The sequence below is a fragment of the Rhizobium sp. NLR8a genome, from assembly GCF_019685235.1.
In the GTDB taxonomy this organism is placed as follows: Bacteria; Pseudomonadota; Alphaproteobacteria; order Rhizobiales; family Rhizobiaceae; genus Rhizobium.
The window spans coordinates 253,912-278,096 of the sequence record NZ_JABDWI010000008.1; the positions used below are offsets into that span (position 1 = coordinate 253,912).

The 24,185-nt window shown below is 62.0% G+C and carries 20 protein-coding genes and 1 tRNA gene; 6 read left to right on the forward strand and 15 right to left on the reverse strand.

What is annotated here, in order from left to right; all coding sequences use genetic code 11:
• Positions 1 to 277: 277 nt before the first annotated feature.
• Positions 278 to 1,270: an MBL fold metallo-hydrolase gene (locus tag HJC04_RS17370; RefSeq protein ID WP_221146711.1), complete on the reverse strand. Its 993-nt coding sequence runs from the start codon at positions 1,268 to 1,270 to the stop codon at positions 278 to 280.
• A gap of 242 nt (positions 1,271 to 1,512) precedes the next feature.
• Between HJC04_RS17370 and HJC04_RS17375 the strand changes: the two genes are divergently transcribed.
• Positions 1,513 to 2,937 (forward strand): DHA2 family efflux MFS transporter permease subunit, encoded by a 1,425-nt coding sequence (locus HJC04_RS17375; protein WP_221146712.1) that lies wholly within the window; start codon positions 1,513 to 1,515, stop codon positions 2,935 to 2,937.
• An 8-nt stretch (positions 2,938 to 2,945) separates the two neighbouring features.
• Here HJC04_RS17375 and HJC04_RS17380 read toward each other — a convergent pair whose 3' ends face one another.
• The 3 genes from HJC04_RS17380 to HJC04_RS17390 are packed head-to-tail and all read right to left on the reverse strand — an operon-like array spanning position 2,946 to position 5,638.
• Positions 2,946 to 3,329 carry a VOC family protein gene (locus HJC04_RS17380; protein ID WP_210629076.1) on the reverse strand — a complete coding sequence of 128 codons (384 nt, stop codon included), beginning with the start codon at positions 3,327 to 3,329 and terminating at the stop codon, positions 2,946 to 2,948.
• Between the two features lie 31 nt (positions 3,330 to 3,360).
• Positions 3,361 to 4,080: an RlmE family RNA methyltransferase gene (locus HJC04_RS17385; RefSeq protein ID WP_064681032.1), complete on the reverse strand. Its 720-nt coding sequence runs from the start codon at positions 4,078 to 4,080 to the stop codon at positions 3,361 to 3,363.
• Between the two features lie 10 nt (positions 4,081 to 4,090).
• Positions 4,091 to 5,638 (reverse strand): Ppx/GppA phosphatase family protein, encoded by a 1,548-nt coding sequence (locus HJC04_RS17390; protein ID WP_210629077.1) that lies wholly within the window; start codon positions 5,636 to 5,638, stop codon positions 4,091 to 4,093.
• Between the two features lie 244 nt (positions 5,639 to 5,882).
• Between HJC04_RS17390 and HJC04_RS17395 the strand changes: the two genes are divergently transcribed.
• Positions 5,883 to 5,956: transfer RNA gene (locus HJC04_RS17395), tRNA-Gln, on the forward strand.
• Between the two features lie 308 nt (positions 5,957 to 6,264).
• On the opposite strand, the gene HJC04_RS17400 is transcribed toward HJC04_RS17395, so the two are convergent.
• The 6 genes from HJC04_RS17400 to HJC04_RS17425 are packed head-to-tail and all read right to left on the reverse strand — an operon-like array spanning position 6,265 to position 12,252.
• Positions 6,265 to 6,924: a flavin reductase family protein gene (locus HJC04_RS17400; protein ID WP_210629094.1), complete on the reverse strand. Its 660-nt coding sequence runs from the start codon at positions 6,922 to 6,924 to the stop codon at positions 6,265 to 6,267.
• Between the two features lies 1 nt (position 6,925).
• Positions 6,926 to 8,350: a Xaa-Pro peptidase family protein gene (locus HJC04_RS17405; protein ID WP_221146713.1), complete on the reverse strand. Its 1,425-nt coding sequence runs from the start codon at positions 8,348 to 8,350 to the stop codon at positions 6,926 to 6,928.
• 34 nt (positions 8,351 to 8,384) lie between these two features.
• Entirely contained in the window at positions 8,385 to 9,218 is an 834-nt protein-coding gene (locus HJC04_RS17410; protein ID WP_221146714.1) for an ABC transporter permease, read from the reverse strand.
• Positions 9,211 to 10,041: an ABC transporter permease gene (locus tag HJC04_RS17415; RefSeq protein ID WP_210629097.1), complete on the reverse strand. Its 831-nt coding sequence runs from the start codon at positions 10,039 to 10,041 to the stop codon at positions 9,211 to 9,213. Before HJC04_RS17415 ends, HJC04_RS17410 begins: the two co-directional genes overlap by 8 nt.
• A gap of 7 nt (positions 10,042 to 10,048) precedes the next feature.
• Positions 10,049 to 11,092, reverse strand: coding sequence for a PotD/PotF family extracellular solute-binding protein (locus HJC04_RS17420; protein WP_221146715.1), 1,044 nt, complete (start codon positions 11,090 to 11,092; stop codon positions 10,049 to 10,051).
• 47 nt (positions 11,093 to 11,139) lie between these two features.
• Positions 11,140 to 12,252, reverse strand: a complete 1,113-nt coding sequence (locus HJC04_RS17425) for an ABC transporter ATP-binding protein (protein ID WP_210629099.1) — start codon at positions 12,250 to 12,252, stop codon at positions 11,140 to 11,142.
• Between the two features lie 576 nt (positions 12,253 to 12,828).
• On the opposite strand from HJC04_RS17425, the gene HJC04_RS17430 reads away from it, so the two are divergent.
• The 4 genes from HJC04_RS17430 (at position 12,829) to HJC04_RS17445 (ending at position 16,745) form a co-directional block, all read left to right on the forward strand.
• Positions 12,829 to 13,758, forward strand: coding sequence for an ABC transporter substrate-binding protein (locus HJC04_RS17430; protein ID WP_221146716.1), 930 nt, complete (start codon positions 12,829 to 12,831; stop codon positions 13,756 to 13,758).
• A 5-nt stretch (positions 13,759 to 13,763) separates the two neighbouring features.
• A complete protein-coding gene (locus tag HJC04_RS17435; RefSeq protein ID WP_221146717.1) occupies positions 13,764 to 14,639 on the forward strand; it encodes an amino acid ABC transporter permease in 876 nt (291 codons plus the stop codon).
• 67 nt (positions 14,640 to 14,706) lie between these two features.
• On the forward strand, positions 14,707 to 15,837 hold the full coding sequence (locus HJC04_RS17440) for a sugar phosphate isomerase/epimerase family protein (RefSeq protein ID WP_221146718.1): 1,131 nt from the start codon (positions 14,707 to 14,709) through the stop codon (positions 15,835 to 15,837).
• A 164-nt stretch (positions 15,838 to 16,001) separates the two neighbouring features.
• Positions 16,002 to 16,745, forward strand: coding sequence for a GntR family transcriptional regulator (locus HJC04_RS17445; protein WP_210629103.1), 744 nt, complete (start codon positions 16,002 to 16,004; stop codon positions 16,743 to 16,745).
• Between the two features lie 403 nt (positions 16,746 to 17,148).
• Here HJC04_RS17445 and fabI read toward each other — a convergent pair whose 3' ends face one another.
• The 5 genes from fabI to HJC04_RS17470 all read right to left on the reverse strand — a co-directional run bounded on the left by fabI (position 17,149) and on the right by HJC04_RS17470 (position 23,982).
• Positions 17,149 to 17,934, reverse strand: a complete 786-nt coding sequence (fabI, locus tag HJC04_RS17450) for an enoyl-ACP reductase FabI (protein WP_221146719.1) — start codon at positions 17,932 to 17,934, stop codon at positions 17,149 to 17,151.
• Positions 17,935 to 17,964: 30 nt separating this feature from the next.
• Positions 17,965 to 19,137 carry an acetate/propionate family kinase gene (locus HJC04_RS17455; RefSeq protein WP_221146720.1) on the reverse strand — a complete coding sequence of 391 codons (1,173 nt, stop codon included), beginning with the start codon at positions 19,135 to 19,137 and terminating at the stop codon, positions 17,965 to 17,967.
• Between the two features lie 4 nt (positions 19,138 to 19,141).
• A complete protein-coding gene (locus HJC04_RS17460; RefSeq protein WP_221122499.1) occupies positions 19,142 to 20,110 on the reverse strand; it encodes a phosphate acetyltransferase in 969 nt (322 codons plus the stop codon).
• A 56-nt stretch (positions 20,111 to 20,166) separates the two neighbouring features.
• Positions 20,167 to 22,416, reverse strand: a complete 2,250-nt coding sequence (locus tag HJC04_RS17465; RefSeq protein ID WP_210629107.1) for a DUF3141 domain-containing protein — start codon at positions 22,414 to 22,416, stop codon at positions 20,167 to 20,169.
• A gap of 543 nt (positions 22,417 to 22,959) precedes the next feature.
• A complete protein-coding gene (locus tag HJC04_RS17470) occupies positions 22,960 to 23,982 on the reverse strand; it encodes a bifunctional 2-polyprenyl-6-hydroxyphenol methylase/3-demethylubiquinol 3-O-methyltransferase UbiG (protein ID WP_210629108.1) in 1,023 nt (340 codons plus the stop codon).
• Between the last annotated feature and the right edge of the window lie 203 nt (positions 23,983 to 24,185).

Genomic DNA, 24,185 nt, shown 5'->3' on the forward strand with positions numbered 1-24,185 from the left:
TCTATGACAGGAAGGAAATAGCAAAAAGCCCGGCGTGGCCGCCGGATCGTCATGGGAGCCATGCATCTACCGCATCGGCCCGAAAATCGGAATCGATTTCGGAAAGCACGATGCGTAGATTCAAAGTGTTACAGCGTCCCTTGCGCGTCTGCCAAGACGCGCGGCGCGGGAAAGCGCATCGCGTCAAACTTCATTCATGCGATGCGCTTTAGCTCTTTGTTTTTACGCATGTCGTTATCCCGGAACCGCTACACACTTCCGGACGACATGCGGTAGATCAAATGTCGAACTGATAGGTCTTCGCCACGAAGCGATAGCCGCCATCCTGCCTTTCGGCGAAACCGACCGCGGGGAACGGCATGTGGTAACCGAGGAAGGCGATCTTGTCGGTGGCGATCATGTCGAAAACCTTACGGCGGCTGGCCGCCGCCTGCGCCTTGTCCATATCGAAGCGCACTTCCCAATCCGGGCGCAGCAGCGACAGAATATAGTGGTTGGCCGTATCGCCTGTCAGCACCAGGCGCTTGCCCTCGGATTCCACATGGAACACCATGTGGCCCGGGCTGTGACCGGCGGCCAGCATCGCCGTCATGCCGGGCGCAATGCTGTCACCGTCCTTGATGAAGGTGGCTTTTTCGACGAGCGGCGTCAGGTTGGCAAGCACGGCCTTGTGGCCGCCTTCGGCGGGCGTGCCTTCGCGTGATTTGTTCGACCAGAAATCATATTCGGCCTGACCGATGACATAGCGGGCATTCTTGAAGGCGGCTGCGCCATTTTCCATGAGACCGCCGATATGATCGCCGTGCAGATGGGTGAGCGCCACGAGGGTGACGTCGTCGGCCGAGTATCCTGCGGCTTTCAAGCCTTCGGCAAGCCGGCCGGCGCCACGCGCCCGCCCCGCTGCACCGAAGCCGGTATCGACAAGAATGACATCCGCGCCGGTATCGATGAGGGCAGGCGTATAGCCGCTCAGGAGCTTGTCGGCCGGCAGGAAGTTTGCAGTCAGCAATGCCTTGACCGTCTCGGGATCCTGATTGGTGCCGTAGGTTTCATAGGGTTTTTCGGAGATGTTGATGCCATCGCGCACCACTGTGAATTTATAGGAACCGAGCTTGAATTGATCGATCTCGGGCAAAGGCATTGCATTCATATTGCTGCTTTCTCCAGTCGCGGCCGCCACGGCCTTCTCTCTTAAAATCACCGGCGCAGCCAGCAGCCCGAGGCCTGTGGCAAAAAACGTGCGCCGCCTTATTGGCGTTGAGATTGCCATGTCCACTCCCCTTTGATGCGCGGCGCGCCATCGCGCCGACCCGACGATCTGGCCGTATTTCCTGCCCGGGTAGGTGAACATAGGTCAATGTTGATAGGGAAGGATGTCGGGCAAGCCATCTCACGCAGACGTGAACCAAACGTTCCATCGAAGCGGATTGAAGGATTGGCAGGCCCGGGAAGTGAGTCTACACAGCAAATGCCTTTCCTGCTCCAATCCGCAGCCTATCAAGGCTCCCGCCTATGAACCGCATCGTCCCGCTGATCCTTGCCGTCGCTCTCTTCATGGAGCAGATGGACTCCACCGTGATTTCGACGGCGTTGCCCGCAATCGCCGGGGATCTCAATGTCGGGCCGATTACGCTGAAGCTGGCGCTGACCTCCTACATGGTGGCGCTGGCGGTGTTCATCCCGGTCAGCGGCTGGATGGCCGACAGGTTCGGCGCCAAGAAGATTTTCCGGCTTGCCATCTCCGTCTTCGTCATCGGCTCGATTTTCTGCGCCTTCTCGTCCAATCTCGTCGAATTCGTGTTTGCCCGCTTCCTGCAGGGCATGGGCGGCGCGATGATGACGCCGGTCGGCCGCCTGGTGCTGGTGCGCACGACGAAGCGCAGCGATCTGGTTTCCGCCATGGCGCTGCTGACGATCCCGGCGCTGGTCGGCCCGCTCACGGGCCCGCCGCTCGGCGGCTTCATCACTACCTATTTCAGTTGGCATTGGATCTTCCTGATCAACGTGCCGGTCGGCATCATCGGCATCTGGCTTGCAACGATCTTCCTGCCGGAGGTGGAAGCGATCGCGCCGCCGAAGCTCGATTTCACCGGCTTCGTGCTCACCTCGCTTTCAGCCGCCGGCGTCGTCTTCGGCCTGTCGGTGGTCAGCCTGCCGGCCCTGCCGCCGATCATCGGCATCACCGCGACCTTTATCGGCCTTGCCTGCGGCGTCCTCTACATCAGCCATGCGAAGCGCCACCCAGCGCCGATCCTCAACCTCAACCTGTTCAAAAATCCGACGTTCCGGGCTTCGACCATGGGCGGCAATCTCTTTCGAATCTGCGTCGGCGCCATGCCGTTCCTGACACCGCTGATGCTGCAGCTCGGCTTCGGGCTGACGCCGTTCCAATCCGGCCTCATCACCTTTGCCGGGGCGATCGGGGCGATCACCACAAAGTTCATGGCCAAGCGCGTTTTCGCCGCCACCGGCTTTCGCACGACACTCGTCGGCGCCGCCATGGTGACGACGCTTGTGACCGTCATCACCGGCTTCTTCACGCCGGCAACGCCGCACCTCGTCATCATCGGCGTGCTGCTTCTCGGCGGTTTCTCCCGCTCCTTCATGTTCACCGGCGTCAATGCGCTTGCCTTCGCCGATATCGATGATGCCGAAGCCAGCCAGGCGACATCGATGAGCTCCGTCATGCAGCAGGTCAGCCTGGCGCTCGGCGTCGCGGTGGCGGCCGCAATATTGGAGACCTCGATCTATATCAGGGGCGAGGCGCTTGATGTGGCCGATTTCCATCTGGCTTTCTACATCTTTGCCGGACTGACGGTGATTGCGACCATTCCCTTCGTCCGCATGGATCGCAACGCTGGCGCCCTCGTTTCCCGCCATCGCTCGAGAGGCGTGAAGCCGTCGGCCATCGAAGCCGAACAATCGATGGTGAAATAGGCCGGGCTTTATTCGGGACGTTCGCAGACTGCACTAAGCTTGTTGCCGTCGAGGTCGCGGACGTAGGCCGCATAGAAATGGGCATGGTAGGAGCGCAGGCCAGGCCCGCCTTCATCCGCCGCGCCCGCCGCAATCGCGGCTGCGTGGAAGGCATCGACAGCCGCCCGCGTTTCGGCCGCAAGTGCCACCATGGCGCCGTTACCGGCAGTCGCCCGGTGGCGATTGAACGGCGTCACCACCCAGAAGCGGCAGCGCGTGTCGCCTTCGGCGGAATAGCCGATCTCCTCTTCTGTATGACGCTGGCGACGATAGCCGAGCGCACCCAGCACGGCGTCATAGAAATGACCTGCGCGATGAAGATCGTTGGTTCCGAGCGTGATGTAGAGAAGCATGGGATCATCATCAACCGGGATGGACCCGAGATCAAGCTTGCTCTGCGTCAGCTTCCGCTTTGCGGCCTTTGAAGCCCTTGGCCAGCAGGAACATCTCCACCGATTCGGCGCGTGACGAGTTCGGCTTGACATGGACGACTTGGCGGAAATTCTGCTTCAGCATGGCGAGCAGATCACGCTCGGTGCCGCCCTGGAAGGTCTTGGTGAGGAAATGCCCGCCCTCTCCCAGCACCTCGACGGCGAAATGGGCCGCAACCTCGCACAAATGCATGGTGCGCAGATGATCGGTTCTGTGGTGGCCCGTGGTCGGCGCGGCCATATCGGAAATGACGAGATCGGGCGTGCCGCCGACCGCCTCCATCAGCTTTTCCGGCGCGCTCGGATCGAGGAAGTCGAGCTGCAGGATCTTGACGCCGGGAAGCTGGGCCATTTCGAGGAAATCGATCGCGGCCACACGCACGTCCTCATCCGTCGAACCGGTGACCTTGGCGGCGATCTGTGACCAGCTGCCGGGAGCCGCACCCAGATCGATGATGCGCCTGGCGCCGCGCAGGATGTGGTATTTCTCGTCGATCTCCAACAGCTTGAAGGCGGCGCGGGCGCGATAGCCTTCGAGCTGGGCGCGCTGCACATAGGGATCGTTGATGTGGCGCTGCAGCCATTGGCGGGAGGACGCCTTCATCTTCTTGTTCTTGACGCGCTGGCCGAGCTTGCGGCCGGTGCGGTTTCCCGCGATCGGTGCCTTTGTCATGCCCTTCCCCTTATTTCGCCCGCTGGCCGCGGCGGTTGCGATGGCGCCGCCACACGCCGTCATCGGCCATCATGTCGGTGAGCAGGCCTTCCCTCAAGCCGCGATCGGCGACCCGCATGCGCGGGCTCGGCCAACGGCGGCGGATCGCCTCCAGAATGGCGCAGCCGGCAAGCACCAGATCGGCCCGGTCCGGCCCGATGCAGGGATTGGCGGCGCGGCTTTCGAAATCCCAGGAGAGAAGCTTCGCCTGCATGGCGGAGACCTCGTCATCCGAGAGCCAGATGCCATCGACCTTGCGCCGGTCATAGCGCGGCAGGTCGAGATGGACACCGGCAAGCGTCGTCACCGTGCCCGACGTGCCGATCAGGTGGAAATCGCCAGTCTGGGCGATCTCGATCTCCGGGCAGTCGAAGCATCCGAGCATGGCTTCGACCTCGCGCACCATGCCTTCGAAAACATCCGGCGTGACGTCGCGCCCGCCGTGACGCTCCGACAGCGTCACGACGCCGACCGGCAGCGAGGTCCAATGGGTGATGTGATTGGCGAGCCGGCTGAAGCGACTATCGCCGATGCGGATGACGGCGATCTCCGACGAGCCGCCACCAATATCGAAGAGGACGACGGAACGAGTCTCGCGGCCAACGAGCGAGGAGCAGCCGGAGACCGCGAGGCGTGCCTCGGTCTCCCGGTCGATGATCTCAAGCTCGAGGCCGGTTTCGGCGACAACGCGGCCGAGGAACTCCGCGCCGTTGACCGCCTGACGGCAGGCCTCGGTGGCGATCAGCCGCATGCGGCGGATCTCCCGGTTCCTCAGCTTGCCGGCGCAGATCCTCAGCGCCTCGATCGCCCTTTCCATCGCCTCGTCGGAGAGACGGCCGCTGGCGGCAAGACCCTCGCCGAGCCGTACGATGCGGGAAAAGGCATCCACGACGCGGAACTGGCCCGGCCGGGTCGGCTGGGCTATCAGCAGACGGCAATTATTGGTGCCGAGATCGAGCGCGGCATAGAGTTCTTCCGGCCATGCGTGCTCGCCGGCCTGACGATCCCCCTGGTGACCGTGGCTCTCCTGGCGGCCTTTGCGGCCGGCGCCGGCGCCGTTCTGCATCTCGCGCGGGACGGCACTGCGCACCGTCTCTTCGACGCGGCTTTCCTGCAGGGGCACATGGGAAGGCTTTGCCGATGACAGCGGCCGGCCCTGCAGCCCGCGCTTGCCGCGATGCTTCCGGCGGTTGCGCCGGCTCGATGCCTGTTCGCTGTCGGGCCGGGCGGCTGCCGCGTCCTGTTCCACCTTCTGGTTTTGAACTGAACTATCCTGCGAAGCGCCTTGACCGCCGCGACGACGGCGCTTGCGCTTGCGAGCCGGATGTCCGGCCGCATCTTCCATGGGGCGCGCAGGCTGCCCGGCACTGCCGGGGAACTCATGCGAAGCGGGATGGGCGACGCTGCGGGTTTGCCCGCCGCGCTTGCCCTTGCGACGCCTGGACTTCTTGCCGTCCCTGCGCCCTGCCGCCGTCGCCCCGTCAAATTGCGGCTTCGCGCCGCCTTCGGGGTCTTCCACGTTGTTTTCCACCGCGCCGCGCAAGTCCCGGAGGTATGCAGCAGGCGCTCGTTTGATTTTTGCGTTGCCGCAAGAATATCAGCGCCCGCCAAAATCACCAAATTCTTTTTTGACAGAGGGCTTTGCGGAAGAGTTTCACCGCCGGCCTGAGAAGGCCGATTTTTTTCAAAACAGGTATTTGCAATCGCCGGGCTTTTGTTTATAAGCGCCGCACACCAGCCGAACCGCCCGCCGGTTCGCTTGCTGGGGAATAGTTCAATGGTAGAACAGCGGACTCTGACTCCGTCGATCTTGGTTCGAATCCAGGTTCCCCAGCCAATTCTCTCCATTGATTTGTTGACTCATGCCGGATTTCGTTTTGGCATATTGGCGACCTGATGCCAAGAACTGACGCCCACTGGTGAACCAGGCACTAGCGCCCCGCAACCGACCCCTTCGGGCGAAGACAGGGGTTTCGTCATGGCAGTGCGCCACGAGGTCAAGAACTCACTCGCCGCAGAAACTCATCTTCTATCGGCGGCCGCACATACCCGCCGCTTTCGTTCATTCCTGTCCGGGCAGCCGTCTTTCACTCAATTTTCAATTTTCCGATCACAGAAAAGCTCGGATGATCGGCCGGAAGCTCACTACGCCGCCGTCTGCTCACCCGCCTTCCGGCTTTCCCACTCCTGTAGCGTCGGCGTCTTGATATCGAACTGGTCACGCGTTCGGGCATAAGTGTGGCCACCCATACGGCCAACCGCATCCATCATCTGCTGATCGATATGCAGGTTTGATGCGTTGACCGCATCGCTACGGACAAACACGCCGACGACCTCGCCGAGGATGATCTCGCGGGCCGGGCCGACCTGCAGAGTTGTGTGACGGCGGCATTCAAGTGCGGCCGGGGCCGCGAGGATACGGGGGCTTCGCACCATCTGGCCGGGCATGGTCGCAAGACCCGCCTCCTCCATCTCGTTCACCTCCGGGCCGAACTTGATGGCGCAGACCTCCATCTGATCCACCAGTGCATTATCGCAGATGTGGACGGTGAACTCGCCGGTCTCCCGGACGTTGCGGGCGGTGTCCTTGAACCGCATGTCGGCATAGTTCTCTACGCCGATGGCGACGATTGCCGGATCGTGGGTCAGAACATTGAAGAAGCTGAACGGGCCGGCGTTCGGCTGGCCGTCCTTGCTGACCGTCGTCACCAGCGCGATCGGGCGCGGAATCACGGTGCCGATCAGGATCTTATAGCGCTCGCGTTCTGTGAGCGTGGCGAAGGCGAAATGGGTGTGGTCTGTCATATCAGGCCTCGGCAGCGATGCGGTGGGTTTCAAGCGGAGTATGGCGGGAGAGGTTCTCGAACCCATCCTTGGTGACGACATACATGTCGCCGACATTGCAGCCGGCCGAAAGCGGCTCCAGCCATTGCGTATGGAGCACGAAGACCATCCCTTCTTCCATCCGGTCGTAATTGTGGGAGGAGATGTTGAAGCTGTTCTGCCCTCCGGCCATGCCGACCGAGTGGCCAAGGTTGGGATTATGTGGCCCGTGCGTCGCCGGGTAGACGTGCATGAGTTTGCGGCCCTGCGCCTCCCAGTCGATGTTCTTCACATACTGTCGCGGGATGAGGCGGGCGCTGCCATCGTCCATCGGAGCCCAGTTGTAGGGCATGGTGCGCGCTTCGGGCGAGGTCAGCATGCCGCGCTCGATCATTGGCTCGAAGGCCGCGTTGTTGACGTCGCGCATCAGGGCACCGGGGCGGATCAGCTTTTCAGCGCGCTTGACGCCCTCGGTGCAGGCTTCGAGCACCTCTTCCTGCCGTTTGGTGATCCCGCCGACCGCGATCATGCGGGCGGTCTGGGCGGTGTAGCCGCGATAGGTGACATTCGAGACATAGAGGTTGATCAGGTCGCCCGGCCGCACGACATGGCCGTAGGGCTTGCCGCAATGGGTGCCGAACTCGTTGATGCCGATCTGGTAGCCGTCGCCGGTCTCGCCGCCGTAGGAGAGTTGCGCCTGGGTGAAGGCGGCGTAGATTTCATGGTCGGTGACGCCGGGTTTCGCAACATGATAGGCAGCCTGGGTGGCGATGCTGATGAGCTGGGCGGCGGCGCGGAACATGGTGATCTCGCGCGGCGAGCGGACCTTCTGCATCCGGTCGAGGATGGCGTTGTCGGCGACGAACTTCGTCTTCGGCATCAGTTCTTCGAGCGCCGCCCAGAAGGTCAGCGAGGTGCGGTCGCCGATGCGGCCGATCTGCGCCTTCGCGAGCCCCATGCCGGCCAGAAGATCGGCGCACTTCTCGGCGGTCTTGACGACGCTGTCGCCGGGACGGTCGGCATATTCGCGGCCGATCGGACCGATCTGCCAGATGTCCTCAACCAGCACCGGCTCGCCGCCCGGCGGCAGAAGCACGGACTGGGTGAAGAAGGAGAGCAGCGTCAGCGGCTTGTCGGCATCGGTCGGGATAATCAGCACACCCTCGCGCATCCAGTCGCAGATATAGCGCAGATAGTGGTTTGACGTGTGGAACCAGCCGACGCCGCCGGTATGGACGATCAGCGCATCATGGCCGGCTTCCACGGCCTGGCGGCGGATGCGGCGCAGGCGATCCTCGAATTCCTCGACCGGCAGCGGCAGCGGCGCGTCGAAATCGAAGTCCGGCTGGAAATCGGCCAGCAGCGATCCGACGCGGTAGGATCCTGACTTGGTTGCGCTAGGGGTCATAGAGTGTTTCCTTCCAGATTATTCTTGAGCTTGATCAGGCCTGCCGCGGCGCGAGAACGCGCCTTGCGACGAGCATGACGATCAGGGTGAGACCGATGAGGATGCCCGAGATCGCGGCGACGCGGACGTCGAGCGACTCCTCGATCAGCGCGAACATCCGGAGCGGCAGGACTGTCGTTTCGGCATCCGCGAGGAAGAGCGAGACCGAGACATTGTCCAGCGACTGGATGAAGACCAGGAACGCGCCGGCAAGAATGCCCGGCATCAAGAGCGGCAGCGTCACCCGGCGAAGCGTGGTGAACCAGGATGCGCCCATCACGGTCGATGCCTCGGCGAGCGACGGATTGAGACCCTGCGCGACGACGGAGGCAGCGCGATACATCAGCGGCCCGAAGACGACGACATGGCCGGCGACGGTCAGCCAGAGCGACGGCTGGAAGCCGATGAAATTGGCGACGATCAGGGCTGCCAGACCATAGACGAGGCTGGGCAGGACGAGTGGCGACAGAAGCAAAGGTTCGATCGCGCCGACCGTCCCCTTGCGCATCCGGCTCATGCCGATGGTCGCGGGTACGGCAAAGAGCAGCGAGCCCATAACCGCAAGGCCTGCGATCTTCAGCGAATTGAAGGCAGCCGCATGTTCGGTTGCCGAGCGGACCGGATCGAGCAGCGCCTCATACCAGCGAAGCGAGAAGCCTTCAGGCGGGTATTTCAAGGTCTGGCCCGAGGTGAAGGACATCGTCAGGGCAATGACGATCGGCGCGACGAGATAGATCACGGCGAAGGTGCCGAAACCGAAAACGATAACTTTGTATAGCAGACCGGGGATGGGATTTTCACGCCTATGAGTAAGCTTGGGATTAGCCATGGCCGACAAGCCTCCTGTGACGGGAAATCATGGTCATTGTGACGAGCAGGCAACCGGTGGAGAGCAGCAGCACGACGGCAATCGCCGAAGCCAGTGGCCAGTCAAACAGCGTGCCGACCTCGCGGTAGATCAACTGCGGCACATAGACGTTGCGCGCGCCACCGATAACGACCTGTGTGACGAAGGAACTGCTGGTGCTGGCGAAGACCAGTATCCAGCCGGCCAGCAGACTCGGCAGCATGAGCGGGACGAGTACGGTGACGAAGATGCGCCATGGACCGGCACCGGAAACCTGTGCTGCTTCGGTATATTGAACCGGCGTGCGCGACAGGATGGCGACTAGGGGCAGGATGATCAGCGGCAGGTCGATCTGGCACATGGCCATGACGAGGCCGAGTTCGGTGAACATCAGGGTCATCGGCCGACCGATCAGCCCGAGCCCGAGCAGCGCCTCGCTGATCGGCCCCTGCCGGCCGAGGATGACGATCCAGGCGAAGGTGCGTACCACATTGCTGGTCAGCATGGGAATGAGCGTCAGGAAGATGATGACTTGGCGCGCCGTCTTGCCGCTATGCCAGTAGAGAAGCGCGATCGGCACCCCGAGCAGCGTCGTGGCAAGAACCGTCTCCAGGCCCAGCCGGGCGGTATTGACGAGGACGCGAAAATTGAACGCGTCCCCGAAGAACCGGCCATAGTTGGCCAGCGTGGCCCCGTCCGGGCCTGTGAAGCTGAAACCGACGAGGACGGCGAGCGGCGTCGCAAAGAACGCCACCGACAGCAACAGCATCGGTACAACGTATGGAAAACCGCCCGCCTTCATCATGCTCCCCTCAGCCTGCGACGAGAGCGTCGAACTGGCGGATCCAGTCGGCGCGGTTCTTGTTGATGGCGACCCAGTCCGGATAGACCATGTTGCCGAGCTGCTCGCGCGTCACATAGGCTTCGATCTCAGGCGTCAGCGCGACGTCCTTGTTGGTCGGGAACATCTCGGTCGGCGGCAGCTTCAGCTTGTCCTGCGCAGCCTTGGAGATGGCGGCATCCATATAGGCATAGGCCGCATCGAGGTTCTTTGCGCCCTTGGTCAGGTGGATGTTGACCGGGGCTGCCGGCGCGCCGGTTTCCGGGGCGACATATTCCGCCTTGAGGCCCATCGACTTCAGACGGGCGACATTGCCGGTCGAGCACATGAAGACCGCGATCTCGCCCTGCTGGAACAGCGTCATCTGGTGGTTGGTACTGTCGACGACGCCCTTCAGGTGTTCCGGATGGTCCTTGAACAGCTTGAAGACCGCATCCATGTCGTTCGGGCCGGAGCCAAAAATCTTCGCCATCTCCGTATAGGCCATGACGGCCGTGTTCGAACCGAAACCGGCCCAGGAGACGAGGCCGCTGTAGGCCGGATTTTCGAACAGGTCGCGATACCCCTTCGGGCGCGGAACGAGGTCGGGATTGTAGGCGATGCCGTTGACCTCGATCGTCACCGTCGGACCGTATTCGCCCTGGAAGGCCGGATCGAGCATGCCCCAGTTCTTGAGACGGCTCGGGTCGATCTTCTGGATGATGTCGTTTTCGATGGCCACGGCCATCTGACCGGGCGACATCAGCAGCGTATCGTAGGGCGGGTTGCCGGGGCTCGCCATGACCTTGGCGAGCTGGTCCTGCGCCATCGACGGGGCGATGGTCAGGCCGTAGCCGGCTTCCTTGACGAGCGGGCCCAGAACGCTGCGATAGCCGTCTTCCCAGTTGCCCGGAAAGGTCGCGGCAATGGCGGTCTCGCCGGCCGCCGCACGAGCGGCGAATGGCATTGCCGAAGCTGCAGCAACGCCGGCAGCGAGAAGGCCGAAATGGCGGCGGGTCATTTTGAAGTCGTTCATGCTGTCACCTCTGTCGGTTGTTGTTGATGTCATTCAGTCATAGGCATTCACTGGATGCTTTCCGGTTCGGCCGGAAATGCGTGACACCTGCGGGTGTCGATCTCTGCGAAAAGCTGGGCCCCGATGTCCGGAATGGCGGTGCCGGGACCGCGAACCTCGGAGGCGCGCAGGCCCGTGCCGTCGTCGAGGACGAGGTCGTGGATCAGGGAGGGCCCGAGCGGCACGGAAACGGTGATGCGCGCGGCAAGCGCGTTCACGCCTGACTGCGTCATCAGGCGAACCTCTTCGGGCCGGAAGGTGATCGTGACCTTCGAGCCCGTGGTGAAGCTCAGACGGCGCGGGAGAACGAGGGTTTCGCCGCTCTCCAGAGCAATCACCGTGCTGCCGTCGCCGAACTCGGCAACGGTCCCGCGCAGGAGATTGGTCTGACCGATGAAGGTATTGACGAACAAGGTCTTCGGCCGATCGTAGACGGCCATCGGCGTATCGATCTGCTCGACGTTGCCCTTGTTCATCAGCACCAGCCGACTGGCGAGGCTCTGGGCCTCTTCCTGGTCATGGGTGACGATCAGCGTGGTGATGCCGAGCGTCTTCTGGAGATGAAGGAGCTCGACCTGCAGGTCGAAGCGCAGTGCCCGGTCAAGAGCGCCGAAGGGTTCGTCAAGAAGCAGGAGCGACGGGCGGCCCGCCATCGCGCGGGCGACGGCGACGCGCTGCTGCTGACCGCCGGAGAGTTCGCGAGGCAGGCGGTTGCCATAGCCATCGAGCCGGACAAGCGCGAGCATCTCGGCGACCTGTGCGTTTCGCTCCGCGCGCGGCACCTTCTGGCAGGCGAGCGGATAGGCGATGTTCTCCGCAACAGTCAGATGCGGGAACAGCGCATAGTTCTGGAAGACCATGCCGATCCCTCGCGCACGGGCGGAAACATTGGCAAGGTCGTCGTCGCCGAGCACGATCCTGCCCGCCTTCGGCTGGATGAGGCCGGCGATGGCCCTCAGCACCGTCGACTTGCCGCAGCCGCTTGGCCCCAGAAGCGCGACAATCTCGCCGGCCTCGATTTCGAAGGAAATGTCGCTGACGGCATTCTGCCCGCCATAGCTATGGGTAACGCCCCGAACACTGAGCCGCTTGCGATCGGCCGTCTTTGCGATGTCTAGCATGTGGCTTCCCTGACCTTGCGTGGTTGTGACGAGCGCTCCGACACCGGAGCATGTTGCAAAGGGAATTGCAAAGCCCGTGCCAGATTCGAAGCAGGACGAGCGGAATAAACTCAACTATCTGATTATAGGAACCTTTTTATGATTTAGGAAGTTTCGCAACTTTCTTATTATAAATTTCCGTTATTTATTTCGGAAGATATTTTGTCTAAAGTTTCGTCATAAATGTTCGATGCAGTGCAGAATTCTGCTCATTTATCGCCCGCCGACACGGTGCGTCGGGCGAGCCACGAGCAATTTCGCAGGTGTTTCGCCATCACGCAGGGAATGAGGATGAAGAGAACGGCGAGACCTCAGGCAAATTTCGCTCAGAAAATCGACGTAAGGATGATTTTTTAATCACAGTAAATTCGAATAATTATGCGAAATAATATGCGAAACTTTATTCGGAGAAGTGGAGATTAATAATTATTGATGTAAATTCAATCGCTTGATGCCGCAAATTTAAAACTGGCACGGTGATTGCTTGGAAGATCCCAGAGAATTCACGCATGGCAAAATCTAAAAAAAGGGGATCCCATGAAGAACGTGCAGACAATCCTGAAGACCGGCATCGCCACCGCGCTCGTTACCCTCATGACGCCGTCGGCCCATGCGGCGGAGAGCGTGGCCGAGAAGATGGAAGCGGCTGACGTTGCCAAGCTCCCCGGCGTGGTGCCGACGAAGAAGCTGGCGGATGGCCTTCCCGTTTCGATCAAGGCATCAGGCGTTCTGAAGGTTGCGACGGATCTGACGCCGCCGATCAGCTTCCACGACGATGACGGCAAGCTTGTCGGCATCGACGCCGATATCGCCGCAGCCCTCGGCGTGATCCTGGGTGTCGATGTCCAGATGACGGATGTCGGCGCGGGTGCTGCCATCGTTCCCGCCATCCTGTCCAAGCGCTTCGACATGACGATCTCCGGCATCAATGACGATGTCGAGCTGGAAAAGCAGGTCGATGTCATCGACTACATGTACGACGCCACCACGATCATGACGATCAAGGACAACCCGCTCGGCATCAAGAGCATGGAAGACCTCTGCGGCAAGAAGGTCGCCGTTCCGGTCGGCACCTTCCAGGGCAGGATGGTCGAGGCCGCCTCGGCGAAGTGCAAGACGCCGATCGACATCATGGCGATCCCGAAGATGCCCGACGTGCTGCAGGCGGTGCGCACCGACCGTGCCGACGCCACCGTCAACGGCTATGCGACCAGCGTCTACACGACCGAGCACCAGACGGGCAACGGCAAGGGCCTGCAGGCGCTTCCCGATATCCGTCTTGCCGTCGGCTATCTCGGCATGCTGACGGCAAAGGACAATCCGGAGCTCCGCGACACCGTCGTCGCCGCCCTGCAGCAGATGGTCGACAGCGGCGCATACGAGGCGATCATGAAGAAGTGGAGCCTCGGCCCGCTTGCCGTCAAGACCGTCAAGGTCAACGACGCCGCCAGCATGCCCGCAGAGTGAACCTCATGACACTGTTCACCACGCAGACAACGACAATGAGCCTGCCGCCACCGGCCATGAGGTCGATCAAGTGGGGACAGTTCGCAACCGGTGCCAGCGCGATCCTCGCGCTGGTCCTCCTCGGCAGCGTCGTCGCGCAGAGCCAGAGCGTTCAGTGGTCCGAGATTCCGCGCTATCTCGTGCATCCCTCCATCCTGCGCGGCGTGCTTCTGACGCTCGAGCTGACGGCCGGCGCCATGGTCTTCGGCATCGGCCTCGGCTGCCTTCTCGCCATCATGGCAACGTCGACGAACATCGTCCTGAAGGCGATTGCCGCAGGCTTCGTATGGTGGTTTCGCGGCGTGCCGCTGATTGTCCAGATCTTCCTCTGGTTCAATATCGCGCTCTTCATACCGCAGGTCGGGGTGGGACACTACAGCATCTCGATCAACGACCTCGTCACGCCGGCGCTTGCAGGGTTCCTGGCGCTCGGGCTGCACGAGGCAGCGAACATGTCGGAAATCATCCGCAGCGGCCTTCTTGCCATCGACCGCAGGCAGCGCGAGGCGGCGACGGCACTCGGATTGAAGCCTCGCCAGACGTTCCGGACGATCATCCTGCCGCAAGCCGCACGCCTCATCGTCCCGCCGACCGGCAATCAGGCGATCGGCATGCTGAAGGCGAGCGCCATCGTCTCCGTCATCGGCATGCAGGACCTGCTGACGCAGGCGCAGGTCATCTACGCCCGCAACTTCCTGGTGATCGAACTGCTGTTCGTCGCCTCCATCTGGTACCTCGCGATCACGACGGTGGCGTCGATCGGCCAGTACTATCTCGAAAAGAGCCTCCAGCCCAAATTCCGCAGCGGCGCCGACAAGCTCCGCGACGCGAAACGCGCCTGAGGACCCGTCAAAAACGAAGGGCGCCGCCAGAGCAGCGGACCCGTCAGGAAACAGCAAGGAGCATGACATGAAGCTTGGCATCGACAATATCAAACTGCCGGAATCGAAAAAGCGAGGCCCGCTCGGCAGCGTCGACCATGTCAAGGAGCTCGGGCTTTCGGGCATCTTCTTCTCGACGGCACTGGACATGAGCCCGACGCTCGACATGGGTGAATTGCGCGAAATCCGGGCGCGGGCCGACGAGCTCGGCCTTTACCTGGAAAGCGGCATCGGCAAGATCAATCCCTATTGCAGCGCCGAGGAGCCGGCTCTCAGGGCCGCCGGCGGCGGCGACATCATCGCCGGCTTCACCCGCATGATCGAGGCGAGTGCCGCCATCGGCTGCCTCGAACTCTGGGTCGCGCCCGGCAACTTCAAATCCGAATATCGCGGCCGGCTCGCCAATGACCGCTTCCGGACCGATATCACCTGGGAAGACCAACTCGTCGGCATCGAGAAGGTGCTCCAGAAGCTTGCGCCTGTCGCCCGCGCGCATGGCGCGCACCTGAATATCGAGACCCACGACGAGATTACCTCCTTCGAGATCCTGCGGCTGATCGAGAGCGTCGGCTCCGACTGCGTCGGCGTCGTCTTCGACACTGCCAATGGCCTGCAGCGGGCCGAGCATCCGGTCTTCGCAGCCAAGCGCCTCGCCCCCTTCGTCCGTCAGACGCATATCAAAGACGCCTATGTCGGCCGCGCGCCCGGCGGCCTCGACTTCCAGACCCGGCCCGTCGGCGGCGGTATCGTCGATTTCGAGACGATCCTGCCGATCCTCGCCGAAGCCAACCCCGCGCTCAACCTCTCGCTGGAGGTTGCGGCCTCCGTCGCCGACAAGCCGCGAAAGGCAAACCCGCGCCAGTGCATCCAGATCGACGATCCGATCTGGCGCGCCGGCCATCCCGATCTCACAGCCGAAGAGCTCGGCGCCTACATGGCGCTGGTGGACGCCTACGAAACGCGCGTCGCCTCCGGCGAGGTCCCGGACTGGGAGGCCTACGAAGCCAGCCAGTACGGCTACCCGAGCTACGAGCATCAGTCCTACGGCTTCAACGAGGCAATCGCCTTCATCAAGCAGTCGGCGCGTCACATCGAGGCGATCTGCAAGGACAAGGGCATCACGCTGAATTCGGCAACGGCGGACAGGAAGGCGGCCTGATCGCCCGAAATAACGGAGGCTGGCCGTCTGACTTCACCGGCTTACGGTGGAAACATCGAGTTGCGCACAAACATTCTTATGGAAAAAATTACGGCGCACCGATATCGGATATGTCACGGCATCTGGTGTGACCCGGAGGCTGCCGTTAAGCCTGGAGAGGAATGATGAAGAAGACGCGTCGTCAAAGCCTGAAACCGTCCACGACCGCCAACGGCGCGCCCGACACTGTTGACAATGACGACGTGTCTGAACGCATTCGCAACACGCTGGCCGCCGCGATCGGCGAAGGCGCGCTCAAGCCGGGGACCAAGATCCTCGAAGAAGCGATCGCCGAACATTTTGGGGTCAGCCGTACCGTCGTTCGCGGCGCGCTCGGCGTGCTCGAAAGCGACCATCTGCTGGAACGCAAGAGAAATCGAGGAACCTTCGTCGCCGAGCCGAGCATTGAGCAGGCCAAGAGCCTGTTCGAAGCACGGCGGAAGTTGGAGCGGCTGCTGCTTGAACTCGTCATCATGCGCGCGACGTCAGAACAACTCGATGCGCTGGAGAGGCTGACGGACGAGGAAGAACACATCCATCACCACGGCGACGAGAAATCGAAGACCGTTCTTTCCGGAAAATTCCACATCGTCCTCGCCGGCCTCGCTGGAAATCCCGTGCTGACGGAAATGCTTTCCAAGATCGTCGCCCGCCTGTCTCTTGTCATGTCGCTCTACGAAGAAGACCGCGAGGACGACTGTGGCGCCGACCATCACCGCATGATCGTTGCGGCGCTAAAGGCGAAAGACCTTGCCAAGGCGCAGGACCTGATGGACCACCATCTCGCGGACATCGAGGGGCGCGTGCGCCTGACGGAGGGACAGGGCGATCGGCATACTTTCCTCGCAGTGTTGGAGAACTTTTCGTGAGTTGCGCCAGCGGTCGGCGCCGGAAATTATTGCCGCTCGGCCGTCCTGTTGACTGATGCCCAAAGCCAGGGCACAAAGGTGGCATCCACGGTCGCTCGCGGCAGGAAAACAGTAGGAATTTCAAAGCTTTTTCGCTAAGCCATTGAAATCATGAATCCAGGTTCCCCAGCCAATTCTCTCCCAGTCCTTTAATTCCGTGATTTTCCAGTCATGCCGGATATCGTGTTGGCGTCATTGGGGACCTGATGCCCAGAACTGCAGCCCGCAGCTGATGCCCACGCGAGTGAGCGCGGCCAGCGTCCCAGCGGGCAGGCAAGGGCAACGCACGCTTCGAATACGAGCGGGACGTCATGCTTTGGCATCTCGAAGACGCGGCGCGTTGTAAATCACTCCACTGGTTCCCCTAGTCTATGATGTGGTAGCCGCCGTCGATGTAGATGGTGTCGCCGGTGATCAGCCGCGCTGCATCATGAGCGAGGAAGGCCGTTGCCATGCCGACATCGTCTATCGACACAAGGCTGCGTGTCGGCGCCCTTTCCTCGGCCTTGCTAAGAAGCTCGTCGAATTCCGGGATGCCGGAGGCAGCCCGCGTCGCCAGCGGGCCTGGCGAGATGGCATGCACCCGAATGCCCTTCGGCCCGAGTTCGGCGGCGATGTAGCGCACGGCGCTTTCGAGCGCCGCCTTGGCGACACCCATGACGTTGTAGTTCTTCACGACCATCTGGCTGCCGTAGTAGCTCATGGTGAACAGCGTCCCGCCGCGTTTCATCAGGGGTTCCGCAAGATGCGCCATGCGAATGAACGACCAGCAGGAAATGTCCATCGTCTTCAGGAAGCCTTCACGAGGCACGTCGACCACTCGCCCCTGCAGAGTATCCTTTGGCGAAAAGGCAATCGAATGCACCAGGAAATCGAGCTCGCCCCATTGCTCGGCTATCCTGTCGAACACCGCCTCCAATTGTGCCGGCAGGGAAACGTCGAGCGGCATGAAGATGGGCGCTTCCAGCGCCTCGGCCAGCGGCTCGACATGGGGCTTGGCCTTGTCATTGAGATAGGTCACCGCGAGCTCGGCGCCGAGCGCACGGAAGGCTCTGGCGCAACCCCAGGCGATCGACTGGTCATTGGCGATGCCGACCACCAGCCCGCGCTTGCCTTCAAGAAGCTTGGCCTTCACATCAGGGATCATCATCAGCCCCTCTCCCGGGTCATGGGTTGCCCATCATGCGGCGAGCAATGCGTATGTATGCCGCGCGATCATCAGTTCCTCGTCGGTCGGCACGGCATAGATGGCGAGCCTGCTATCGTCGCCCGAAATCAACAGCTCGCCGGCGGCGTTTCGCCTGCTGTCGAGCTTGGCGCCTAACCATTCCAGCTTCCTGCAGATCCGCTCACGCATGACCGGCGAGTTTTCCCCGACCCCGGCGGTGAACACGAAAGCGTCCAATCCGCCGAGAGCGGCCGCGAGCATGCCGGCATTGAGGCCGATGCGATGTACGAAATGATCGAGCGCGAGTGCCGCACCCGGCTCCTCGCTCGCCAACAGGTCGCGGACGTCGTTGCTGGCGCCCGAGAGGCCCTTGAGGCCGGATTCCCTGTAAAGAAGGTCCTGCAGCTCAGCTGCACTCATGCCGCGCTGCTGGAGAAGATAGAGAAGCACGCCCGGATCGATCTGGCCGCATCGTGTGCCCATCGGCAGGCCATCCAGAGCAGTGAAGCCCAGTGTGCTCTCCACGCTTTTTCCGCCGCGGAGCGCGCACATCGAGGCACCGCTTCCGAGGTGGGCGACAATGACCCGTCCTCGGCCAACGTCCGGCGCGATCTCGGCCAGCCTTCCGGCGACATATTCGTAGGACAGGCCATGAAAACCATAGCGCCGGACACCCTCTTCGAAATAACGCGCGGGAATGGCGTAGTGGTCAGCCATCGGATCATGGCCGCGATGGAAGGCCGTGTCGAAGCAGGCGATCTGCGTTAGCTGCGGCTGACGCTCCAGCAGTGCGCGGATCGGCGCGAGATTGCTTGGCTGGTGCAACGGCGCAAGCGGCGTATAGCGCTCCAGTTCGTGCAGCAGGGTTTCATCGATGCGCGCCGGGCGCATGTGGTTCGGGCCGCCATGGACGACCCGATGGCCGACGGCAATCAGGCGGCCGTCGTGCCGCTCGCGCAGCCATTCGCCCACAAGGCGCATCGCCGCAGGCAAATCGGCAACGGTCTCGTTTGGATAGCTTGCGTCCGCCAGCCGCTCGCCGCCGGCACCCTTGATGGCCAGGCGCGGCGCAGTGCCGATGCCTTCCATCTTACCCTTGACCAGTCGCGTGAGCGAACCCGAGACCGCGAAGACCTCGAACTTCAGGCTGGAGGAGCCGGCATTGACGACGAGGATGGTGTCCATTGCATCATCCCCCCTGTATCGGCGCCGTGCGGCGGCGCGCATCGGCCAGCAGGACGCCGACGGCGCAGGAGGCAAGGCGCGCCAGCACGGAATCTGCCCGCGACGTCAGGATGATCGGCACGCGCGCTCCAAGCACGATGCCTGCTGCATCTGCCTTCGCCAGGAACGTCAGGTTCTTCGCCAGCATGTTACCGGATTCGAGATTGGGGACGACGAGTATCTGGGCGTGGCCGGCCACCGGCGACTGGATGCCCTTTATCCGTGCAGCCTCCGGATCGATCGCATTGTCGAAGGCAAGCGGCCCGTCGAGAATGCCGCCCGTTATCTGTCCGCGCTCGGCCATCTTGCAAAGAGCAGCGGCGTCGATCGTCGAAGGGATCTTCAATGTGACCGTCTCAACCGCCGAAAGGATCGCCACGCGGGGCGTGCCCAGGCCGACCTGGGTGAAGAGATCGATGGCGTTCTGAACGATGTCGCGCTTGGCATCGAGATCCGGCGCGATGTTGATGGCCGCGTCGGTAATGAACAGCGTTTCCGAATGGTGCGGGACATCCATCACGAAGACATGGCTGATCCGCCGCGCCGTCCTCAGTCCCGTGGCCGATGACGTCACGGCGCGCATGAGCTCATCCGTGTGGAGGCTTCCTTTCATCAGCAAATCAGCGCCGCCTTGGCGGATGATCTCCACCGCCTTCGCCGCCGCCGCGTCGCTGTGCGGCGTGTCGACCAGCTCGAATGGGGAGATATCGATGTGATGCGCGTCTGCAATTGTGCGCACCTTTCCCGCCGGCCCGACCAGGACCGGACGGATCAGTCCTATCTCGGCTGCCTCGACGGCGCCGCGCAGCGATGTCTCGTCGCAAGGATGGGCGACGACCGTCGTCATCACAGGAACCTGCTTTGCCTTGGCGATCAGCCGCTCATACTTCTGATGCGGCACGTACTCTTTCCCAACGTCGTCTAAATCCTGCATCTTCACACTCCATGTTGAAGGGCGGGCTCAGTCCCTCGGCTTCAGCATCTTGTCGGCTAACTTGCGCGGCGAACAGGCTTCCCCGGGGTGGCCTTCGCCGGCGACAAGACAGGTTCCGGCAGCGTCTCTCCGGAAAGGCCGAATATCCCGACAATCCTCTTCCAGCGCTGTTCGGCTTCGCCGGAAAGCGCGCCGCGCACGTTCAAGACCTCACGCAGGGAAGACAAGGCCTCGCGGCGAACACTCTCCTCCGCCGGCAATAGCCGTGGGATAGCGCTCACGGCAGCCTCTTCGTCGATCAGCAGCATGAGGAACTGGTCGCGGATCAAGGCCTTGAATTCCGCGAGCGTCATCGCCGGCATGCCGTCCTCGGTGCGCCGCATCCGGCGAATGGCGGCAAAGCCACGCTCATCGGCTGCACCATTGGCCATGGCGACGTAGAGCAGGCTGCGCGCCAGACCTTCCCGAAGTCCGCCGTCCTCCATTTGCGCCTTGAGTTCCTCGATCCTCTCCTTGAGAACCTGCGCATGCAGCGCGGTCTTGCTTGCTCTGCGCTGCGGCCTGGTGTCAGACGGATCGATGCCGACTGCCGCCTGCAGGAGCGGAGACCCGTAGACGGAGAGGAAGGTCGCCTCGCTCAGCGCCTCGATCCCTTGACGCCATGCATCCAGCCCCGCAACGACCTGGCGTGAGAAGGCTTGCTCCAACGCCAGGAAGGGATTGTCGGCACGAACGGGACGGCGCTCTTCCGCCACATCGAGGGCGAGATCTGCAATCGGCGCCATCCAAGGATTGACGTCGCTAAACACCTCGTATTGCAGCCGGAGCGGATGCATCTCACGCAGATGCTTGGCCGCCCAATCCGGCGCCATTGCGCGGACGAAAGGCTGAAGGAAAGTCCGGTAGAGGGACAGGTTGATCTCCGAGACCTTCGCAACGGTCGCAAAACGCCGGTCATCCGCGGCGTTATTGCAGCCGAGCGCGCGGATATCGTCCAGCGTCCTTGCCTCGCAGCGCATGATCCAATCACCCTCGACGAGGTCCCCGCCTACTGTCTCAGCGGTCTTTGCCTCGAAAATCGCCTCGTAGAGCCCGGGTGGCAGCGCATCGATCAGATCGATATTGCTGGAGAATTCTCCATGCTCCTTGCGGGCAACGCTCGCGGACACGAAAATTCCGAGGTGACCGATCGTTTCGTGCACCGTGTAAACGATCGTCTGGCCGTGTGAGCGTATCTCGTTCACATCGTCATAGAGATCCAGAATCCAGCCGAGCGCCTGCGCGGGCGGCGTGACGTTGTCTCCCTTCGAGCAGAAGACGACGATCGGCGTGCGGATGTTGCGAAGATCGATCGCCTCGCCCTTTGACGTCTTGATGCGGCCCGCGGCAAGATTGTTGCCGACGAAGAGTTCGTCGACGATGAACTGGATTTCCTCCGCGTTCAGATTGACGTGACCACCCCACCACTGCTCGAAACCGAGATAGCGTGGTGCCTCGGTGTCAATCTTCGAATAGAGGTTATATTGCTTGGTCCATAGCGTGTTGGCCGGATTCTGGTTCTCGAAATTCTGCACCAGCCATGCGCCGTCGAACTGCCCGTGTCCGAGGTCGCTGGTGAGTGCGGTCATCCAAGTACCGCCAAGCAGTCCGCCGGTATATCGCATCGGATATTTGCCGCGTTCACCCGCCCAGTAGGAAAGTGGCGCGCCGGCAATGATGATCGAGCCGAACAGTTCTGAGCGCATGGCGGCCAGCATCATGACGGCCCAGCCCGCCTGGCAGTTGCCGATCACGCATGGCTTGGCGTCGGCCTGCGGATGCAGCGATATCACCTTCTCCAAAAAGATGGCTTCAGCCAGTGCAATGTCTTCGATCGTCTGTCCCGGCATCGGCTGCGGAAGAAAGCCAATAAAATAGCACGGGTGCCCGGCTCTCAGTGCAACGCCGATCTCGCTGTCAGCCTTGAAGCCACCGATGCCCGGCCCGTGTCCAGCTCTCGGATCGACCACGACGAAAGGCCGGCGCTTTTCATCAATCTCTACCCCCTCAGGCGGGACGATCCGAACCAGCGCGTAGTTGACGGGCTTCTCGAGCGAACGTCCGTCAAGCACGACCTCGGGCGTGAAGCTCAGGACATGCGGCGCGGTTGCTTCCGCATGGGCGCGATACTGGTTGCCGCGCTTGCGCATGACGTCCCAGAACAGCACGCTGCGCTGGGCGGCATCCAAAACATAGTCGAGGGCGTAACCGGCCGGACCGAACTGCGTGGCGAAACCGGCTGTGGGAAGATAGGAAGAATGCCGCATGCCAAATCTCCTGTTCACCGCTCTTGGCCAGAGACTTATACTTGGATGATCATATTCTTGATCTGCGTCCGCTCTGTGAATGATGGCCGCGCTGTGGGCCATGCACGCTCTTAGCACATGCAGCATAGGCGCAGCGTGGTGCCGGACAAACGTATCTTACGGTAGCATACGCGGCGGCGCGGCTGGCCTCATGAGACCGCAGCGGCTGGGGCGCCGCTCGGCATCAGACTTTCCGCAGCCGGTATTCTCGCTCATGCGTCGCGGGTCGAACTCGACATCGCGGATCATCGACCCTGTTACAGGGCAGCGAAGGCCGACTTCGCTCATCATATCCGGGATCCGCAAGTGTCTCCATCATCGTGACCCTCGCCGTCGCCGAGGCACAAGGGGGCATCCACGGTCGCTGGCGGCGGGACACTGAAGGATCTCAAGGCGCCTTCGATAAGCCATTGAGCCCAGGCGCGAACCCCCAGCCAATTTCCCTCAAATCTGCGATGAGCTCGGTTCCGCCGATAACATAGAACAGACAGCCTTGAGCTGCGGCTATTCAAAGACAATGAGGCTCGCAGGGGTTGGCGGCATCGATTTGACCGTGACGCCGGTGAGGCCGGCCAGTTTTGCCATCTCGGCCAGTTCGCTTTGCTTGTAAGCCTGGCCGGCCGGTGTGCTGACGAGCATCTCCCAGGAGAAGGCCGCTGGAAAAGGCGGCGACACGCCATCTTCATTCGGCACGAAATCGACCGCGACGATCCGACCATCCGCTGCAAGGCTCGCGATGATCTTTCGCAACAGCGCGGCACATGTCGGCAAATCGAAATGGTGCAGAAAATTCGGAAGCAGGACGAGGTCATAACCAGCGCCCCAGTCGATCTCGAAGGCACTGCCGGCGATCGTCCGGTACCGGTCCGCGACGCCTGATTTTTCCGCATTCTGCCTCGACAGCTCCAAGACGGCGCCCCAGTCGACGGCGACGATCTCCGCGGATGGAAAGGCCCTGGCAATTTCGATGCCGAAGACGCCTGGGCCTGCAGCGATGTCCAGGACCTTCTTGGGAGACATCGCCCAGCTGGAGATTTCCCCAGCCAGCAGTTTGGCGCTGAGCCCGGTGAAAGAGCCCATGCCACGCGCAAACTTCAGCCAGACGGGGTTGTCGGGCGACATGTTCGCAAGGCCCATCGAACCGCCGTTTCGCACGACGGACGTCGGATCGCGCAGAAAATTATCGAGTACTTCTGGTGCGGCGGCGAACTCGACGGCAGAGCCCATATAGGCCGGCGAATTGCGATCGAGGAACGTACTGGTCGAGGGCGTCATTTTGTACTGTTCGCCCTCCTTGGTCAGGAAGCCATGGACCACAAGGTAATCGCAGAGGATGCGCACGCCACGCTCCGAGGCGGCTGTTGCCGACGCCAGGACTGCCGGCGTCTTGCCCTCGCCAATATGTGTAAAGAGATCAAGTTCGATGGCCGCCCTGATCGCTGCCGTCTTTCGGCACGCAAACAGCGCATCGACCACAAGTTCGGGCGACACTGCGCCGGCATGGGCGTGCTCGATGCTCGTTTCCATGGAACCCTCCCAAGAAATTCGACCGATCTTGCCTGGCAGCGCCAGCAGCGGAAATTATGCGTATATTCGCCCCTCCTACAATACCCACCGCGCTAACCCTATCGGGTTCCCCGCCGCAATGATCGGGCTTGCTGCCGGTCGCCGATATTGTTCGAATTGCTCTTCCTCGCCGGTGGACTGTAATTCGGACCGGCTTTGGCGTT

Bases quoted from the DNA above. Each gene is read 5' to 3' on its own strand.
- HJC04_RS17370 (WP_221146711.1), bottom strand. From the start codon at position 1,270: ATGGCAATCTCAACGCCAATAAGGCGGCGCACGTTTTTTGCCACAGGC.
- HJC04_RS17375 (WP_221146712.1), top strand. From the start codon at position 1,513: ATGAACCGCATCGTCCCGCTGATCCTTGCCGTCGCTCTCTTCATGGAG.
- HJC04_RS17380 (WP_210629076.1), bottom strand. From the start codon at position 3,329: ATGCTTCTCTACATCACGCTCGGAACCAACGATCTTCATCGCGCAGGT.
- HJC04_RS17385 (WP_064681032.1), bottom strand. From the start codon at position 4,080: ATGACAAAGGCACCGATCGCGGGAAACCGCACCGGCCGCAAGCTCGGC.
- HJC04_RS17400 (WP_210629094.1), bottom strand. From the start codon at position 6,924: ATGACAGACCACACCCATTTCGCCTTCGCCACGCTCACAGAACGCGAG.
- HJC04_RS17405 (WP_221146713.1), bottom strand. From the start codon at position 8,350: ATGACCCCTAGCGCAACCAAGTCAGGATCCTACCGCGTCGGATCGCTG.
- HJC04_RS17410 (WP_221146714.1), bottom strand. From the start codon at position 9,218: ATGGCTAATCCCAAGCTTACTCATAGGCGTGAAAATCCCATCCCCGGT.
- HJC04_RS17415 (WP_210629097.1), bottom strand. From the start codon at position 10,041: ATGATGAAGGCGGGCGGTTTTCCATACGTTGTACCGATGCTGTTGCTG.
- HJC04_RS17420 (WP_221146715.1), bottom strand. From the start codon at position 11,092: ATGAACGACTTCAAAATGACCCGCCGCCATTTCGGCCTTCTCGCTGCC.
- HJC04_RS17425 (WP_210629099.1), bottom strand. From the start codon at position 12,252: ATGCTAGACATCGCAAAGACGGCCGATCGCAAGCGGCTCAGTGTTCGG.
- HJC04_RS17430 (WP_221146716.1), top strand. From the start codon at position 12,829: ATGAAGAACGTGCAGACAATCCTGAAGACCGGCATCGCCACCGCGCTC.
- HJC04_RS17435 (WP_221146717.1), top strand. From the start codon at position 13,764: ATGACACTGTTCACCACGCAGACAACGACAATGAGCCTGCCGCCACCG.
- HJC04_RS17440 (WP_221146718.1), top strand. From the start codon at position 14,707: ATGAAGCTTGGCATCGACAATATCAAACTGCCGGAATCGAAAAAGCGA.
- HJC04_RS17445 (WP_210629103.1), top strand. From the start codon at position 16,002: ATGAAGAAGACGCGTCGTCAAAGCCTGAAACCGTCCACGACCGCCAAC.
- fabI (WP_221146719.1), bottom strand. From the start codon at position 17,934: ATGATGATCCCTGATGTGAAGGCCAAGCTTCTTGAAGGCAAGCGCGGG.
- HJC04_RS17455 (WP_221146720.1), bottom strand. From the start codon at position 19,137: ATGGACACCATCCTCGTCGTCAATGCCGGCTCCTCCAGCCTGAAGTTC.
- HJC04_RS17460 (WP_221122499.1), bottom strand. From the start codon at position 20,110: ATGCAGGATTTAGACGACGTTGGGAAAGAGTACGTGCCGCATCAGAAG.
- HJC04_RS17465 (WP_210629107.1), bottom strand. From the start codon at position 22,416: ATGCGGCATTCTTCCTATCTTCCCACAGCCGGTTTCGCCACGCAGTTC.
- HJC04_RS17470 (WP_210629108.1), bottom strand. From the start codon at position 23,982: ATGGAAACGAGCATCGAGCACGCCCATGCCGGCGCAGTGTCGCCCGAA.